At 69.0% G+C, this 18042-nt stretch carries 4 protein-coding genes; all 4 read right to left on the minus strand.

The features are described 5' to 3' along the window. Positions 1 to 10: 10 nt before the first annotated feature. The 4 genes from FMQ63_RS11645 to FMQ63_RS11660 all read right to left on the minus strand — a co-directional run bounded on the left by FMQ63_RS11645 (position 11) and on the right by FMQ63_RS11660 (position 18026). Positions 11 to 8932, minus strand: a complete 8922-nt coding sequence (locus FMQ63_RS11645; protein WP_011554302.1) for a hybrid non-ribosomal peptide synthetase/type I polyketide synthase — start codon at positions 8930 to 8932, stop codon at positions 11 to 13. Then, the gene (locus tag FMQ63_RS11650; RefSeq protein WP_171452183.1) at positions 8929 to 13194 is read right to left on the minus strand and encodes an SDR family NAD(P)-dependent oxidoreductase; all 4266 of its coding nucleotides are present in this window, start codon (positions 13192 to 13194) and stop codon (positions 8929 to 8931) included. Before FMQ63_RS11650 ends, FMQ63_RS11645 begins: the two co-directional genes overlap by 4 nt. After that, positions 13194 to 15404 (minus strand): beta-ketoacyl synthase N-terminal-like domain-containing protein, encoded by a 2211-nt coding sequence (locus FMQ63_RS11655; RefSeq protein ID WP_074960123.1) that lies wholly within the window; start codon positions 15402 to 15404, stop codon positions 13194 to 13196. Before FMQ63_RS11655 ends, FMQ63_RS11650 begins: the two co-directional genes overlap by 1 nt. Positions 15405 to 15482: 78 nt before the next feature. Beyond that, on the minus strand, positions 15483 to 18026 hold the full coding sequence (locus tag FMQ63_RS11660) for an NAD(P)/FAD-dependent oxidoreductase (protein WP_011554305.1): 2544 nt from the start codon (positions 18024 to 18026) through the stop codon (positions 15483 to 15485). Between the last annotated feature and the right edge of the window lie 16 nt (positions 18027 to 18042).

The raw sequence follows: 18042 nt of genomic DNA on the forward strand, positions 1-18042 counted from the left end.
CGTTCCGTCCCTAGTTCATCTTCGACAACTGCTCGGAGAGCAGGTGCGCGAGGTTCGCTTCAGCCAGCCCTTCCAGTGGGCTCTCGACCGGGGCGTCTGACTTCGACGTGACGCGCGCTTCCTCCGTGAACTCCAGAGGGATGAACGCGTCCATGAGCTGCGTCGCGAGCTTCTCTGCCGTCGGGTAATTGAAGACGAGCGTGGCCGGCAGCGACACGCCGAGCCCACTCTGAAGCCGGTTCTTGAGCTGGAGCGCCGCCAGCGAGTCGATGCCCAGCTCGTGGAACCCACGCGCCGGGTCGATGGACTCGCTGGAGCCCACGCCTCGCATCCACGCCACTTGCTCGCGCACGTAGTCCATCAGCAACTGCCGACGCATCTCGATGGGCGCCGCCGTGAGTGTGTCCAGGAACGACGCGCGCTCCACCGTGCGCTCGCCCCCTGCCCGCTCGCGCAACTCCGCGGCGTAGGGCGTGGACCGGCCGCTGCCGAAGACGGCCCAGTCGATGGCGGCCACGCCGACCTGAGGAACGCGCGATGTGAGGAGCAGCTCCAGCGCGCGCAGGCCCTGCGCCTTCGGAATGACACCGAAGCCCGGCGTCCGAGCCTCCTCGCTCACCGACACCTGGGCGCCCGCGTCACCGGCCCAGATGCCCCAGTTGATGCTCAGGGCAGGCAGGCCCAGGGCACGGCGGTGGTGCGCCAGCGCATCCTCGAAGGCGTTCGCCGCGCAGTGATTCGACTGTCCCGCCGAGCCGACGAGCGATGCGACGGAGGAGAACATCACGAAGTAGTCCAGCGGCAGGCCCGCGGTCAGACGATGCAGGTTCCAGGCGCCGCGCAACTTCGGCCGCAGCACGGTCTCGAAGCGCTCCCAGCGCTGCTGCCGCAGCACGCCGTCATCCAGCACACCGGCCGAGTGGAACACGCCGCCCAGAGGGGCCATGTCCCGCGCCACCTCGTTCAGCAGCGCGGCCAGCGGCTCCGCATCCGCGATGTCGACTTGCCGGTACTCGACACGGACACCCTGCTGGCGCAGGTGCTCCAGACGTTCCGCCGTCTGCGGCCCCGGAGCGCCCCGGCCTGTCAGCACCAGGTTTCGTGCCCCCCGGCTCGCCAGCAACTCCGCCGTCAGCAAGCCCAGGCGTCCGAGCCCGCCCGCCACGAGATAGCTTCGGTCCGCCCGGAAGGCTTCGACTCGCTCCGCGGATGCTTCAACGAGCTTCCGTGACTCGACCCTCCGGAGTCGCGCGACGTAGCGGCCATCGCGATAGGCCACCTGGTCCTCCGCCACCTCCGCGCGGCGGCGAATCTCCTGCGCGAGCAACTCCACCTGGGCGCTCGGTTCGCCCTGGGCATCGAGGTCGACACACCGGCAATCCAACTCCGACGCCTCGATGGTCAGGGGCCGCGCCATGCCCCACAGCAACGACTGGGCGATCCCGGTCAACGGAACGCCCGGCTTCACGGGCTGCGCGCCACGCGACACCAGCCACACGGTGCCGGAGTACCCACGGTCCAGAAGGAACTGGAGCAGTCCCAGCGCGCCCCCCCCCGTCACCCGAGCCGCCTGCCCCAGCGCATCCGCATCCAGCGTCTCCGCTTCCTCGGTATGGGAGCCCCACATCAGGATGACGTCGGACAGTGCCGCCGGAAGCGGCAGTTCGCGCAAGGCCTCCACGAGCGCGTCGGGCGCGTCGGGGACCTCGAAGGTGGTCTCATCGATACGGTGCGACCGTGTGCCACGGATGGCGACGAAGCAGGCGCGGCCATCGCGCTTCAGCACCTGTGCGAGCTGCTGCCCTGCGCCGTCGCGCTCAGAGAGAATCAGGCACGCGCCGCTCGCGGGCACCAGCGTCTCCGGACGAGTCCCCTCCAATGCGAGCGGCTCCCACCGCCGCTCGTAGAGCCACTCATCCAGCGAGGTGGAGAGCGCGGCACGCAGCGCCTCCTGGCTCGTGCGCTGAAGCTCCAGGCCACGCACCCAGGCGCGCAGCGCGCCATCTCTTCCGAAGATGCGGACATCCGCACGCAACCGCTTCCCAGCCTCATCCACCGGCCGCACCACGGCATGGCTCCACACGCCGTCTTCGATGCTGCCCAGCACGTGAAGCCGCTCGATGTGCACCGGCACGTACAGCTCGGTGCCATCCATGTCCGGATAGGCGCCGCCCACCACCTGTAGGCAGGCATCCATCAGGGCGGGATGCGCGAGGTAGCCACCGCCGCTCCCGAGGCCCGCCGGGCGCTCGATGCGCGCCAGGACCTGCTCGCCTTCCCGGCGCAGCTCGGTGATGCCCTGGAACTCCGGCCCGAAGTCGACGCCCGCGTTCCGTGCCCGCTGGTAGTAGTCCTCGACGGGAAGCGGGGTCTGCAGGTCCCTCAACACGCTGTCGAGGTCGTGCGCCTCGGTGGCCGTTGCATCATCACCGAGGACGGCGAGCGTGCCCGTCGCATGAAGGCTCCACGCGCGCTCCGAGCCCTCACCCGTCCGGCTGAAGATGCGCACAGCGGCCCTGCCCTCTCCGTCGCGGCGCACGGCGCACTGCACCTTCCGCTCGGCATCCTTCGGGAAGGTCATCGCGTTGAGGATGGCCAGGTCGGTCAACTCCAGCGCGGTCGTGCCCAACAGCCGGGTCCCAGCGGCCAATGCCATCTCGACGTAGCCAGTCGCAGGCAGTGTGGGCGTTCCGAAGACGCGGTGCTGGCCCAGGAACGCCTGCGAGGCAGGCCCCAGCGTGGCCTCGAACAGCAGCTCACCGGCCTCCAGGACGGCCAGGGGCACGCGCTCGCCAATCAGCGGGTGCTCGGCGCGGGAAACGCTTCGCCCGTTGGGACGCTGGAGGCCCGCGCCCTCCTCCCAGTAGCGCTGACGCTGGAAGGCATAGGTGGGGACTTCCACCTTGCGCCGTGGGTAGCCGGCATCCACTGCCGCCCAGTCCACCGCAACGCCGCGCACGTACAGCGCCGCCAGGCTCTCCAGCATCTGCCGCCAGCCCCCATCATCGGCGCGCAGACTCGGCAGCCAGGTGCCCGCGCCCTCGGGCACCGAGCGCGCCGCCATGCCGAGCAGGGTCGCCTTCGGGCCGACCTCGACGAAGACGCTCATGCCGTCGCGGTACAGCGCCTCCACGCCCCGGCCGAACTGCACCGGGTTGCGAAGCTGGCTGCACCAGTAGTCCGGCGTGCAGAGCCCGTCCGTGATGAGCTCGCCAGTCATCCCGGAGACCATCGGAATCGACGGCGGCGAATAACGCAGCGACGCGGCGACGGCCCGGAACTCCGGGAGGATGGCCTCCATCATGACCGAGTGGGCCGCGCGCGGAATGTTCAGCCGCTTGACCTTGTAGCCCTTCGCGTCCAGCGCCTGGCCTATCTCCACGATCTCCGCGGGGATGCCGGAGATGACGACGTTGTCCGGCCCGTTGACGGCCGCGATGGAGCTGGCCCAACCGCCCTGGGCGAGGAACTGGCGCAGCTCCGGCTCCGCGGCGGAGACCGCGATGTTGCCGCCCTCCGGAAGCTGCTGAATCAACCGTCCGCGGTGAACGGCCAGCTTCAGGCCATCCTCCACGCTGAACACGCCCGCGATGCAGGCCGCCGCCAGCTCGCCCGTGCTGTGTCCCAGCAATACGTCCGGCTGGATGCCCCACGACATCCACAGCTCGGCCAGCGCGTACTCCAACACGAAGACCACCGGCTGGGCGTAGTCGAGCTGGTCGATGGGCGATGGCGTCCCCGGCTCCGCGTAGAGGACGGAGATCAGCGAACGGTCCCAATACTCACGGAGCATCTGGTCGAACGAGTCGATGCGCCGGCGGAAGCCCGGATGCGTCTGGTACAGCTCGCGCGCGGCTCCGACGTACTGCGAGCCCTGACCGGAGAACAGGAACGCGACCTTCACCGCCTGCTTCGTGTCGGCCTCTCCCTGGACGACCCCCGGGTGCTCGTCCTTCCGCTCCGCCGCGCCCAGGACGGCGGCCACCTGCGCGGCGTCCTCCCCCACCACCGCGAGCCGGTGGTCGAAGGCGACACGCCCAGTGTTCGCGGAGAAGCACACGTCCGCGAGCGATGCGCCCGGTGCTTCGAGCGCCGCCCGGTAGCGGCCCGCGAGCTGCCGCAGCGCCTCCGGGCTCCGCGCCGAGAGCGCCAGGAGGTGCCGCGAGCGGTCCAACGGCTGCACGTCCGGCGCTGGCGTCGCCTGCGGCGGCGCCTCTTCGACGACCACATGGACGTTGGTGCCGCCGATGCCGAACGAACTGAGCCCCGCCCGCAGGACACCCTGCGTCGCGGTCCACGGCCGGGCCTTGTCCACCACGTAGAAGGGCGTCTTGTCGAGCTCCAGCCGCGGGTTCGGCGACTGATAGTGGAGCGTGGGCGGCAAGGTGCGGTGCTGGAGCGCGAGCACGACCTTGATGAGCCCAGCGATGCCCGCCGCGCTGTCGAGGTGGCCGATGTTGCCCTTCACCGAGCCCAGGCCGCACGACTGCGCCTGGACCTGTCCCCCAAACGCCTCCGTCAGCGCGGAGACCTCAATGGGGTCGCCAATGGCCGTTCCGGTGCCATGGGCTTCGACATAGGAGATGGTCCGCGGGTCCACCTTCGCGTGCTGATGCGCACGGCGCACCACGTCCGTCTGGCCCTCGACGCCGGGCGCCATGAAGCCCACCTTGCGGTGCCCGTCGTTGTTGATGGCGGAGCCCTTGATGACGGCGAGCACCCGGTCCCCATCCGCCAGCGCCTGGCTCAGGCGCTTGAGGACCACGATGCCAGCGCCGCTTCCCGGGATGGTTCCGTTGGCCCCGGCGTCGAAGGGACGGCAGTGGCCATCGCGCGAGAAGACGCTGCCTTCCTCGTACAAGTAGCCCACGCGGTGGGGCACCTTGATGGCCACGCCACCCGCGAGCGCCAGGTCGCAACTGCCCTCATTCAGCGCCGCGCACGCCGCGGACACCGCGACCAGGGACGTGGAGCACGCCGTCTGGACGTTGATGCTGGGCCCGCGCAGGTCGAGCTTGTAGGACACCTGCGTGGCCAGGAAGTCCTTGTCCTGGGCCATCAGGTCCTGGAAGAAGCCGATGGGGCGCGTCAGGTCCGGGTAGGGATAGCGATAGTGGCTGACGCTCTTCCCGGCATACACGCCGACGAGCCCGTTGCGCCCCGACGGCGGATAGCCCGCGTGCTCCAGCGCCTCCCAGGCGCACTCCAGGAACACCCGCTGCTGCGGATCCAACGCGCGTGCCTCACGGGGCGTCAGCGAGAAGAACTCCGCGTCGAAGGCGTCAAAGTCATCCATCACCGCCGACGAGCGGACGTACCCGGGATTCCGGAACGCCTCCGGACTGACGCCCGCGGCCAGCAGCTCGTCATCGGTGAAGGTGCCCACCGACTCCACGCCCTGCATCAGGTTCTGCCAGAACTGCTCGGGCGTCGACGCCCCGGGGAAGCGGCAGCTCAAGCCGATGATGGCGATGTCCCGCGCATCCTGCGTCCGCGGCGTCTCCTCCCGCGGCGCGAGTGCCACCTCGGGCTTCTCCTCACCGCCCGCCGCCGCGAGCCTGGCCGCGAGCACCTTGACGGTGGGCCTGCCGAACAGGTCCGTGACGGGAACCGACAGCCCCAGCTTCTCCTTGAGCTCGAGGTGGAGCTTGATGAGGTGCACCGAGTTGGCGCCCAGCTCGAAGAAGTTCCGGTCCGGGTGGACCTCTGGAACCCCCAGCACCTCCGCCACGGCCTTCGCGATGGACTGCTGAAGCGCCTGGGCCTCACGGCCTGGACGGGCGGCGGCAGCGGGCTTGCTCTCCTCGCGCTGCGTGGGCCGCGCGACGTGGTCCGGATGCGGCAACGCCTTGCGGTCCACCTTGGCGTTGCGGGTCAGCGGCAGCGCCTCCAGCACGACGTAGGTCGCTGGGACCAGGTGTTCGGGCAGCTTGCGGGACAGGAACTCGCGGACGTGCCGGGTATCCACGCCGCGCTTCGTGTCCGAGGCGACGACATAGGCGACCAGGCGCTTTTCGTGGTGATCGCCGACCGCCCCGACCACCGCCGCGCTGATGCTCGGCTCCTGGAGCAACGCGGCCTCGATTTCACCCGGCTCGATGCGCTGTCCACGGATGGAGAGCTGGAAGTCGACGCGGCCGAGGAACTCGATGGTGCCATCCGGCAGATACCGCCCGAGGTCGCCGGTGCGGTAGAGGCGCTCACCCGTCCGAGGGTGCACGGTGAACTTCTTCGAGCCCGCTCCCGCGCCCACGTAGCCCAGCGCCACGCCCACGCCCGCGCAGCACAGCTCGCCGGGCACCCAGATGGGACGCTCGTCCAGGTGCTCGTCCAGCACGTAGTACTTCGTGTTCGAGATGGGCTTTCCGTACGGAATGCTGCGGCGCCGCTCGTCGGCTTCGACGACCGGATGGGAGATGTTCCACAGGGACGTCTCCGTCGGGCCGCCGACGCTCATCAGCTTCACGTCGCCGAACTTCGCCCGCAGCCGTGCGGGCATGGTGACGGGGAGCCAATCTCCTCCGAGCATCACCAGACGCAACGGGCAGGTCAGCCGGGCGTTGCTGCCTTCGAGATACGTCAGCAGCATCTCCATCATCGCCGGCACGGTGCTCCAGATGGAGACGCCATGACGGGACATCAGCTCGGCCCAGTGGGAGGGGTCCCTGCGCGAGGAGGCGTCCGGCATGACCAGGGCCGCGCCCGCGCTCAGGGTGCCGAAGACGTCGTAGACGGAGAAGTCGTGGTGGAGCGCGCTGAGCGCGATGACGCGGTCTTCCGGCCCGACGCCGAACTTCCGGTTCGTCCACTCCACGCCATTGACCATCCCGGCGTGGGTGAGCATGGCCCCGTTGGGCTGGCCCGTGGAGCCGGAGGTGTAGAGGATGTGCGCCAGGTCCTCGGGCTTCTGCACGGGCGCCAGTGGCGCCTCGCTGTACTCACTGAAGGCGTCCGGCGTGACGACCAGCACCTGCACCCCTTCGGGCCAGGACTCCTGGGCGAACTTCGGCTGCGTCACCGCCAGCTCGGCCCCGCCGTTCCGCATCATGAAGACGCGCCGCTCGTGCGGCAGCCCCGCGTCGATGGGCAGGTACGCCGCTCCCGAGCTGAGAACCCCCAGCGCGGCCACGACCTGCTCCCACCCCTTCTCCATCACAATCGCGACGATGCGGTTGGGCGCGGCGCCACGCTCGCGCAGCGCATGTCCGAGCCGGCTGGAGCGCCGGGCGAGCTCGCCATAGCTCAGCCTGACGCTCGACGAGGCCAGCGCCAGGGCGTCCGGGCGTGCCGCGGCGTGGCGGTAGAAGCCCGTGTGGAGCAGCTCCCCGCTCCGCGGGCGCGCCGTGTCGTTGACGCGGGCCAGCAGTTCCACCTGCCGGACCGGACGGGTGTCCAGCCCCTGCTGGTCCCACGCGGCGTCGTCCTCCGCCAGGCGCCGTAGCAGCGCGCAGAAGCTGGAGAACATGTCTTCAATCATGCCGGACGGGAACAGCTCCTCCGCCACGTCCCAGTTCAGGAAGACGCCGCCCCGCTGGTAGACAATCTGCAGGTCGATCCACACCTGGGGCGTCTGCGTCAGCGCCTCGATGAGCTCGCCGAACTCCTCCGCCAGGAAGTCGACCCAGTGCGAGTCCTTGCTCTTGGAGTGAGACGCGAAGCTCGTCATCACCACCGGCATGATGGCGCCCGCGATACGCCCCTGGGCCCTGAACAGCTCCCGCAGCAGCTCGACGCCGCTGACCTCACGGTGCTCCAGCGCCAGGAAGAGCTGGTCCCGGATGGCAAGGGCCCGCTCCGTGAACGTCCGCTCCGGCCGGTGGTCCACCTCAATCAGCGTGAAGCTGGCGAAGGTGCCGACAATCTCGTTGACCTGGGGATGAAGGGGCAGCCGGTTGAAGTGCGGGACGTTGAGCGTGAAGCGAGGGCTGCGGCTCCAGCGCGCCATGACCTCCGCGTACGCCGCCAGCAGCAGCTCCGGCTCCGTCAGCTTGCGCGCGCGGGCTCGCTGCTTGAGCGGCTGCCAGATATCCGGCCCCAGCCGTTCGAACACGCGCCCGAAACGAGGACGCCGGAGCGAACCCGGGTCCTTGTCCAGCGGGAGGTCCGGCGCGGGCGGGAGGTTCGGAAGGCGGGAGCGCCAGTACTCGAGCGAACGCGCATGACGAGCACCGCGCGCATGCTGCACCGCCAGCGCGTAGTCCCGGAAGGACAGGTCCAGTTGGGGAAGCGCGGGCGCCCCGCCCAGGTGTTTGTAGAGGTGGACGAGCTCCCGGTAGAGAATCTGGAAGCTGTAACCATCGATGAAGGTTCCATCGATGCTCATGAAGAGGCGCGAGCGGCCCCCGTCGAGCTGGCACACGCGGAGCTCGAACAACGGCCACTGGTCGAGCGCCAGCACCTGCTGCGACAGCCGCTCGCGGATGGCCTGGAAGCGAGCCTCCGTCTCCTCCTGTTCGCGCCCGCGCAGGTCCTCCACGGGCAGGACGTAGCGCGGCACGTCGGGGAGGATGCGCTGCTGGAAGCCCGGGAGCGCCACCACCCGAAGCATCTCGTGGCGGGCGATGAGCAGGTTCCAGGCGTCCTCGAAGCGGGCCAGGTCGAGCGCGTGGCAGTCAATCTCGTTGTACGCGTGCATCGCCGCGTTCATCTCGAGCTCGGCCTGCCGGCCCACGCTGTAGGCCTGCTGGATCTCCGTCATCGGGAACGGCGCGTGCCGCTCCTCGGGCCGGGGCGTGATTTGCGGCAGCGTCTCCGCCTGGGGCATGCGCTGCTCCGACAACAGGGTCAGCAGCGCGGCCTTGTTCGCCACGAGCTGCTCGCGCAGCGCTCCTGGAATCTCGCCCGTGGGCGAATCGACCGCCAGGCGGTCCCCCTCCACCGACAGCTTGATGCCGTGCCCAGCGAGGGCCTGAAGAAGCTCATTCAATGTCATAGCAGGACCCGCTTCGAATCATCGCGCTCCGAGGAGGCAGCGCCGAGCACACTGGCCACAGCGAGCTTTCCGAGAAGCTCAGCCGTCACCTGCTCAATGGAACTTTCATCAACGAAACTCTTGAGAGGCATGCTCACGTCGAGTTCGCCCAGCACCATGTCCCGCAACTCGAGCGCCATGATGGAGTCGAACCCCAGCGCGTCGAACGAGTCCGTGGACGAGAGCTTCGTCGTCGGAATCTTTCCAACCTCGCTGATCATCTCCTTGAGCCGCGCCTCCAGGACGCCGCGGCGAGCGGAGCCTTCCAACGCGAGCAACACCTCGCGCAGCTTGCGCGGCGCCTCCATGACGTCAGGGACGGCATCGGTGACGGACTCGGTCCGGAACAGCGACGAAGCCACGATGGAAGGATGGCTGGCAGTCCAACGCGTCACATCGAAGCGCGCGATGCCCCGGGTGACGCGGTTCTCCGCGAGCACCAGCGCCATGGCCGCCAGGGCTTCATCCACGGACATGGGCGACATGCCCCGCTCCGCCAGCCGGTCGCCACGCCGAGCATCCGCGACGGCCATGCCGACCTCGCCCCAGCTCCCCCAGTTGAGACTGATGGCCGGCAGACCCCGTGCGCGACGGAAGTGCGCCAACGCATCGAGGAATGCATTGGCCGCGGCATAGCTGGCCTGCCCCGGCGAGCCAATCAGCGACGCCGTCGAGGAGAACAGGACGAAGTGCTCGAGGGTGGTGTCGGTGGCCAGCGCATGGAGGTTCCACGCACCGTCGACCTTGGGGCCCATGACCGTCTCGAAGCCCTGGGGCTCCCACTGCAACAACGAGCTGTCCGCCAGCACACCCGCGCTGTGGAAGATGCCCCCCAGCGGCGCTCCGCCTCGGCGGACGGCAGCCAGCATCTCCGCCACCGACTCCGGGCGGCTCACATCGACGCGGAAGGTCTCCACCCGCGCGCCCGCCGCACGCAGCGGCGCCAGGGCCTGGCGGGCCTCGTCGGTCTCACCTTTTCTTCCACAGAGGGCAAGGTGCCGCGCGCCGCGCTCCACCAGCCAGGAGGCGAGCCGCAGTCCGATTCCACCGAGCCCGCCCGTAATCAGATACGTGCGGTCTTGCCGGGGACGAAACGCTCCCGTGCCTTCCGGAATCGTTTGGGTCTGCGTGAGCGAGGGCACCAGCCGCTGCTCGCCGCGCAGCACGACCTCGTCGTCGTCAGCGGAAGCAGAGACCTTGCGCGCCAGCTCCGTCACCAGCGCACCGAAGGCCGCGGGTTCGATGTCGATGCGCTTGCAGGCAAGCTCCGGGTGCTCGTAGGCGACAACCCGTCCCAGGCCCCACAGTGGCGCGCCAGCAATCGCCGTGGGTCCAGCCGCTCCGTCAGCGGCTTGCGAGCCCTGGGTGACGAGGAACAGCCGAGGCAGCGTTGGCGCCGAGTGCCGCGCCAGGGTCTGCACGAGCGACGCCGCCGCGTGGACCTCTCGCTGAACCGATGTGTGCAGCCCTTCCAGTGATTCGGGATGCTCCGAACCCGACAGGTAGATGACGCCTCGGGGCGCCGGGCTCTCGGACAGCCACTCCCGGAGCACCGACGCCTGCTCGGAGCCCACGATGGCCACGCGCACCGTGCCTCCGGCGGTGGACAGGGATTGCCGCAGCGACTCCGAGGCAGCCGGCTGCGTGCTCACGATGAGCCAGCGGCCCTCCGCGTCCACGGGCCCCTGCCCCACCGTACGCGCATGCCACGTGAGTTCGCAGAAGAGGTCCCGGGGGGATGCATCCCGGACGGGCTGCACGCTGCTCGGTGCTGGAGCGACCGCTCCGTCCCACCAGTAGCGCTCACGCTGCCACGGGTACGTCGGCACCACCGTCTTGCGCGCCCCCGTGAAGAGCCCCTCGAAACGAATGGAGCCACCCGAGGAGTACCCACCCGCGATGACGCCCAGGACACCCGTCCAGGCATCATCTCCGGGCCTGCTGGCACGCAGGATGACGGCCTTGCTTCCACGGCTGCGTGCAGTGGCCTCCAACGCCGCCCCAACGGAAGCCTCACAAGAGACCTGGATGAAAGCCGAGGCGTTCCGCGCACACAGGTTCGCCACGGACGACGCCGGGTCGATCACCGCGGCGCGCTGTCTCTCCCAGTACGCGCCCGGTACCGTGGCGCCCGCTTCGACCCAGGCGCCATCGACGGTGGAGAAGAATGGGTACTTCACGGGTTGAGGACGCACGGGCTGCGCTGGCGTCAACTGCAAGGCGAGCCGCACGGCGTCTTCCACGCTGAGTGCTCCCGCGACCACTCCCGCGGAGAGCGCTCCCACGCCGAAGCCGGAAACAGCTGCGGGGGTCAGACCGCACGCGCGCCAGAGCTCCGCCAATGCGAGCTGGAGCACGAGGAGAGTGCCCACCGGGTGTCCTTCGCCCGCCTGCGCTCCCGCCACCTGTTCGATGACGGACCCACCTGCCACCTGCCGGAAGACCGCATCCACCTTCTCCGCGTGGGCGCGGAAGACGTCCCGGCCCAGCAGCTCACGCATCAACCGGCTGGCCTCGGGCTCCGTGCCACCGAAGAGGAAGACGGGCTCGCCCTCGCCTGAACCTCGATTGACACCCGGCGCATCGCGTCCCTCCGTGACAGCGTGAAGGGCCGCTCGAAGCGCCTCGGGCGTCCTCGCCACGAGCACCGCACGGTGCGCATGGTGTGAGCGTCCAGCGCCCGCCATGAAGCACGCATCCTGGAGCCGCGCCCCAGGACCGGCCTCCGACACGTACTGGAGCCATGACGCCGCCAGTGTGCGCAGCGCGGGCTCCGAGCGCGCGGAGAGGGGCAACACATACGGCCCGGCGTCCACGGCGGCATGGGCGGCCTCCGCGTACGCCTCGACGAGCGCATGCGCGTTCACACCGCTCATCCCAAACGAGCTCACGGCGACGCGATGAGGGCCGTCCTTCTCCGCCAGGGCCGTGCGCGCTCGAGGCACCGCGAGCCCTGAGCCCTCCCACGCGAACTCCGGGGTCGGGTGCTCGAAGTTGATGGAGGGAGGCACCTCGCCCGCCTGGAGCACCAGGACGGCCTTGATGAGTCCCGCGATGCCGGCCGCGGCCTCCGTGTGACCGATGTTCGGCTTGACGGAGCCAATCCACAGCGGGCGCTCCGAAGTCCGCGCTGCGCCGTAGACGCGCGACACGCCGTCCAGCTCGATGGGATCTCCCAGCCGCGTTCCCGTCCCGTGCGCTTCCAGGTAGTCCACCTGCCCGGGCTCGATGCCCGCGCGCTGCAACACGCGCCGGTACAGCGCTTCCTGTGCCCCGACGTTCGGCACCGTGAGACCACCGCTGGCGCCGTCGTGGTTCATGCCCGTGCCACGCAAGGTCGCGAGGATGCGGTCACCATCCCGAACGGCGTCCCGCAGCCGCTTCAGGACGACCACGCCACAGCCCTCCCCCTGCACCATGCCGTCCGCGTCCCGGTCGAACGTGCGGCAATGGCCGCTGGGGGAGAGGGCTCCCGCCTTGGACAGGAACACGCTGAGTTGCGGCGCCAGGATGAGCTTCACGCCTCCGGCGATGGCGAGCGTCGACTCTTCTGTCCGCAGGCTCTGACACGCCAGGTGCACAGCGGACAAAGAGGACGAGCACGCGGTGTCCACCGCCATGCTCGGCCCTTCGAGCCCGAGGAGGTACGACAGCCGGCCCGCCACATAGCTGGCGTCCACACCCGTGGAGTAGTGGGCGCTCACCTTCTCCAGCCCGCCCCCCGTGACGAACGCGTAGTCCTTCGCGTGGACGCCCGCGAAGACACCGGTCCGCGTCCCCTGGAGCTGGTGTGGGGGAATGCCAGCGTCCTCCAGGGCCTCCCAGCTCACCTCCAGGAAGAAGCGCTGCTGCGGGTCCATGCCCTCGGCTTCACGCCGGGAGATGTGGAAGAACTCCGCGTCGAACCGGTCCACCTCGTCCACGAAGCCGGCGCGGCGCATGGCCAGCTTCCCGGGCCTGGAGGGGTCCGGGTCATAGAGCCCCTGGAGCGCCTGCCGGTCGCTGGGAATCTCCGTCAGCGCCTCCCGTGCCCCCCACAGCAGGTCACGGAACTTCGCGGGGCTGGTGGCGCCCCCCGGAAAGCGGCAGGCCATGCCGATGATGGCAATCGGTTCCCGCTCACCATTCGAGGCCGTGGCCAGCTTCTTCTGCAGCTTCTCGATGGTCAGCAACGCCTGCTGGAGTGGCGACAACTCCGCCATGAATCCGTCCTTGCGGTTCATCACGCGACCTCGAGGCTGAGTTCGGCCAACGTCCGGGCGATCTGCTCGCGCGCTTCGTCCTCGGACAGCCCGGCAATGCGTTCCATCAGGCCCTGCTCCTCCTGCTCGGGCGTACTCACCTCGCCCGGGTCCGACGGCAGGCGGCCACGCCGCGCCTCCAGCAGGGACAGCAGCCGCTTCGCCAGCGACTCCAGCCGGGGCAGCTCGAAGAAGAGCGTCGTCGACAGCGGGAGCTCGAGCGCCCGCGAGATGCGCTCCTTCAACAACGTGGCCCCAATGGAGTTCAGGCCCAGTTCGAAGAAGGTCCGCCCCTGCACATCGAGCGTCGCGGGCTCGACCTCCAGCACGTCCGCGAGGTGCCCCCGCAGGAACGCCCGCATCTGGGCCTCCCCATGCACGTCGGGAACGCGGGAAGCATCCCCGGCGGCCACCGCGGCGGCCTGAAGCAGGGTGGCGGCGTCCGGCCGCGCGTCCTTGGGTGAGCGGCAGACTTCATCGGGTGAAAGCCACTCGGGCCACAGGCGCTGACGCTGGAAGGGGTAGACCGGCAGGCTCACGCAGCGCCCTGCACGCACCGGGAACACCTCGGGCGGCACCGTCCCATCCGCGACGAAGACACGCCCGGCCTCCACCTGCTCCAGCGGCATGCCCTCCTGAACCAGGAGCGCCGTCCCACTCGACGTCGCGAGCGAATCCAGGAGCGCCACGAGCCCAGCCCGGTCGCCCGCAATCACCACGGCACGGTGCCGGTGGTGCTGACGCTTGAGCGCCGCCGTGAAGCAGACGTCCTCCAGCGTCGCCACCGAGTCCGGCGTCGTGGCGAGGAAGTCCCGAAGCTGGAGCGCCCGCTGACGGAGCGCGTCCTGAGAGAGCGCCGAGAGCGCCAGGAAATGGACCGGCGCGGGCGTCCGCTCCAGCACCGCAGCCGGAGCTGCCTCCAGGACCACGAAGCCGTTGGCACCGCCCAGGGACGTGGAGACGATGCCCGCTCGCAGCGGCACGCCAGGCTCCCGCGCGGCCCAGGGCTCCAGCTCCGTCTGGATGCTCAGCCCGAGCGCGTCGAACGAAACCAGCGGGTTGGGCGCATCCACGTGAATCGTCGGCGCCAACGTCCGGTGGTGCAGCGACAGGCACACCTTGATGAACTGCGCGATGCCCGCCGCGGCGCCCAGGTAACCCACGTTGTTGCTGATGGCGCCGAGCCTGCAGGGCACCGGCCGCTGCGTCCCGAGCGCCTCCCCGATGGCCTCCGCTTCGGCCGCGTCGCCCTTGAGGAACGACGAGCCGTGCATCTCGATGTAGTCGATGCTCGCCGGAGCCACCCCGCCCTGCTCACACGCCTGCCGGATGACGTCCGCCTGCGCCGAGGCGCTGGGCGCCATGATCCACTCGTTCCGGCCGTTGTGATTGACGGCGCTGCCCCGAATCACCGCGTACACGCGGTCACCGGGCTCAACCTTGGACAGGCGCTTGAGGACGACGACGCCAGCGCCCTCCCCGCGCACGTAGCCGTCCGCCTGCGCATCCAGGGTCCGGCACTGCCCCCGCTCGGAGAACACGCCGGCCTGGGACAGCATGATGCTGCTGTCCGGAGACAGCATCAGCTCGACGCCCCCGGCGAGGGCCATCTCCACCTCGCCCAGCGTCAAGCTGCGGCACGCCTCATGGAGGGCCACCGTCGAGGAGGCACACCCCACGCTCGACACGGTGCTGGGTCCCCGGAAATCAAAGGCGTAGGAGAGCCGGTTGGCCGCGAAGGACGCCGTCGTTCCCAGGACGGAATAGCCATCCAGCGAGGACCAGTCCCTCGCCAGCATCCGCTGGAAGTCGCTGAAGTTGACGCCCATGAAGACGCCCGTGCGGCTCCCTCGCACGGCGTCGAAGGGCAGGCCCGCATCCTCCAGCGCATGCCATGCACACTCGAAGAGGAGACGGTGCTGCGGGTCCATCTGCCGCAGCTCCCGCTTCGTCAGCCGGAACGCCGCGGGGTCGGCCAGCTCCACGCCTTCAATCAGTCCGGCCTTGCGGTTGCGAATCGTCCCAGGGCGATCAGGTGCCGCGTCGAAGAGCGAAGACAAAGGCCAGCGCCCGGCCGGGATGTCCCCCGTCGCATCAATCCCATCACATAGCATTTGCCAGAGCGTACGCGGGCAGTCCGACATGGGCAGACGCAGGCCCAGTCCAATCACAGCAATGGGTTCACACAACATCAAGGCACGGCTCCGCTGGCGACTCGCAAGCCGCTCAGACTCATCACCTGTTTGAACTTCATTCTCAACCAACAAGAATCAATAAAGACATACGTCCGAAACGTCTTTCACTGCGGCCGGCGTGGCATCACGCGGCCCGAGGCCTCCGTCCTCCACCACGGACAGATCGCCAAAATCAAAAAGGGCGTGCTTGTACAGCTTGAGACGCGGACTCAATCCTTCGGGCCCCACCCGCACCGCGACGAACTTCGCGCGATCGGTCTGCATCATCCGCTCGAAGTCCCGAACGGATTGCTTCGAGGACACGGGATACCCGAACCGGGAGATGGCTTCCAGAACCACAGAGGTCTGGATCCCGCAGTAGATGAGGTTGACGCGCTTGGGCTGGGATTGGAACTCGGAGGCCTCGATGGCGACCTGGGTCATCTTATCCGCGGAGTGCTCCCAGAGCAGCGCGTTCAGCTGGCGAACCCGCTCCAGCTCCGGGGCGGACACACCCATTTCCTGGAGGAAGCGCCACAGCTCCGAGCCAGGCTGGAATGGAGGCCGATTCGCGTCGAAGCGCACCAGGTACATCTTGGATTCGAGTGTTCCGTCCTCCAGGAAGCTCAACCCCAGGAACAGCGGGTAGTATTCGGTCCGCAGCGCGGAAGCATGGGTCTTCACCCGCTCCGCGAAGGGCCCTGCCCGGAAGCGCTCCGGCAGGCGGCTCATCGCCTCATCGAAACCGGAGTGCCCGCGCATGGGGTCGAAGTGCCAGCTGGCGGCAATGGAATACCGGGTGGGGCCTCCGGGCTTGAACTCCGCGCGCACCAGGCCCAGGTCCGAAGGCCGGAACGTCTCGCAGATGGCCACGGACCGCTCGACGCCCTCGTTGGTGATGCCGAGCTGCCGCGTGTACTCCCGGAAGGCCCGCGTGACCGTCCCATTGTCGCCGTAGAGCATGAAGCCCAGGCCGGGCTCGTCCGCGTTATAGGAGAACTCAATCAACGCCTTCTTCGCGATGCCCAGGCCCTGCACCGGGAGCCAGTACTCCAGGAACCGCCGCACCTCGGAGGCCTCGCTCAGCAGACCTTGGGCGCGCAGGGCATCCCGGACGAACCACCCCAGCGTCTTGTCCGGCTTCCACAGCACTTCCGTGTCGAAGTGGCAGATGCGATCACGCGGGCCGACCCGTTGAGGAACCACCAGGTTGGCCAGCATCCGTCCCGCGTAGCGCGCTCCCAGCGCCACCCGGCTGGCGGGCCACAGTGCCTCGGTGCCCAAGCCCTTCTCGGACTTCTGCTGCCAGGCGCGCTTCGCGAGCCTCAAGGCGATGTCCGGGCGCAGGAGGAACTCCGGCCCCGCCTGGACGTGCATCAGCTTGAGGAACTCCTGGTAGATCTCCGGATGCTCGTGGTTCAGCGCGTAGAGCTCCTCGACGTACCACTGGGCCAGCTTGATGAGCCGCGTCCGCTCACCGGGGACGTGGGGATGCCGCATGGCCTCCGCCGTCACGAAGAACCAGAGGCCCTGGAGCCACTGCGCGCCCGTGCGGAGGTAGGACGCCGTCCAGGCCTGGGTCACCGCCTCCAGGCTGTCGAGTTGGTGCAGCGCCTCGTTGAGGAGGTTCGCCTCCAGCATCGCCACCGACATGCCCTGGCCGAAGACAGGGTCGAAGTAGCACCACGCATCCCCCAGGACGAGCAACCCCGCGGGGAAGTCCCGGATGCGCTCGAAGTGGCGCCATCTCACGTCCGGCACCCGGTACACCCCGACGTCCGAGACGGGCTTCGCGTCCTTGATGGCTTCGTAGATGTCCGGCTCGCGGAGGCTGCGGGCGAACTCCACGAATCCGTCCTCGTCGCGGGGCGGGTGGTGTCCTTCGTAGCCGAACAAGGACACAATCCAGCGATTGCCTTCCACGCCCAGCATCGCCCCGCCGCGCGGTTTGTCGGGCGGCAGCGGGGTGATCCACAGTCCGCGCCAGTCCCTGGCTGTCTCCGGCTGCTCGAAGAGGCGTGACACGTAGCAGAGGTTGATGGGCAGCCGGCTCTCCTCCGGCGGGCTGAAACCCAACTCCGACAACCACTTGCCCAGTTGCGATCCGCGCCCGCTCGCGTCGACCACGATGTTGGCGAGCCGGTTCGTCACCGCGCCGCCGTCCCCATGGCGGTCATGCGTCTGGACTCCGAGAATCCGCCTCCCATCCGGCGTGGCCAGCAGCGCCCGCACGGAGGTCGACTCCAGGATCTCCACGTTGGAATAGGCGCGAAGCCGCCCTCGCAGGTAGCGCTCCAGGGAGCAGCGCGTCTGCGGGTACAGGACGATGCCGCTGCGGTGGCGCGGCATCCAGTCACCAAACTGCAACCACCGGAGGTCCTGGGTGAAGTCGAAGGGCTCGATGCCGTCCGCCGTCATCTGCTCGACGAGGCCGGGGAAGTACTGCTCCAACAGGTCCACACCCTTTCGCAGCAGGACGTGGATGTGATTGGCCTGGGGCGCGCCCGGGCGAGGGCCATCCTGGAGCACGTCCCGTTCAATGACGGTGACGCGCTCGAAATGGTCCGCCAGCACGCGCGCGGCGCAGAGCCCACCGATGCTGGCGCCAATGACAATGGCGCTCCCAGGAAGTTTGTTCATGCCGTGTCCCGCCTCT

This window comes from Myxococcus sp. CA005 (assembly GCF_006518205.1).
Classification (GTDB): domain Bacteria; phylum Myxococcota; class Myxococcia; order Myxococcales; family Myxococcaceae; genus Myxococcus; species Myxococcus xanthus.

Coding starts and splice junctions, on each gene's coding strand:
- FMQ63_RS11650 (WP_171452183.1), bottom strand. CDS start 13,194: ATGAACCGCAAGGACGGATTCATGGCGGAGTTGTCGCCACTCCAGCAG.
- FMQ63_RS11645 (WP_011554302.1), bottom strand. CDS start 8,932: ATGACATTGAATGAGCTTCTTCAGGCCCTCGCTGGGCACGGCATCAAG.
- FMQ63_RS11655 (WP_074960123.1), bottom strand. CDS start 15,404: ATGTTGTGTGAACCCATTGCTGTGATTGGACTGGGCCTGCGTCTGCCC.
- FMQ63_RS11660 (WP_011554305.1), bottom strand. CDS start 18,026: ATGAACAAACTTCCTGGGAGCGCCATTGTCATTGGCGCCAGCATCGGT.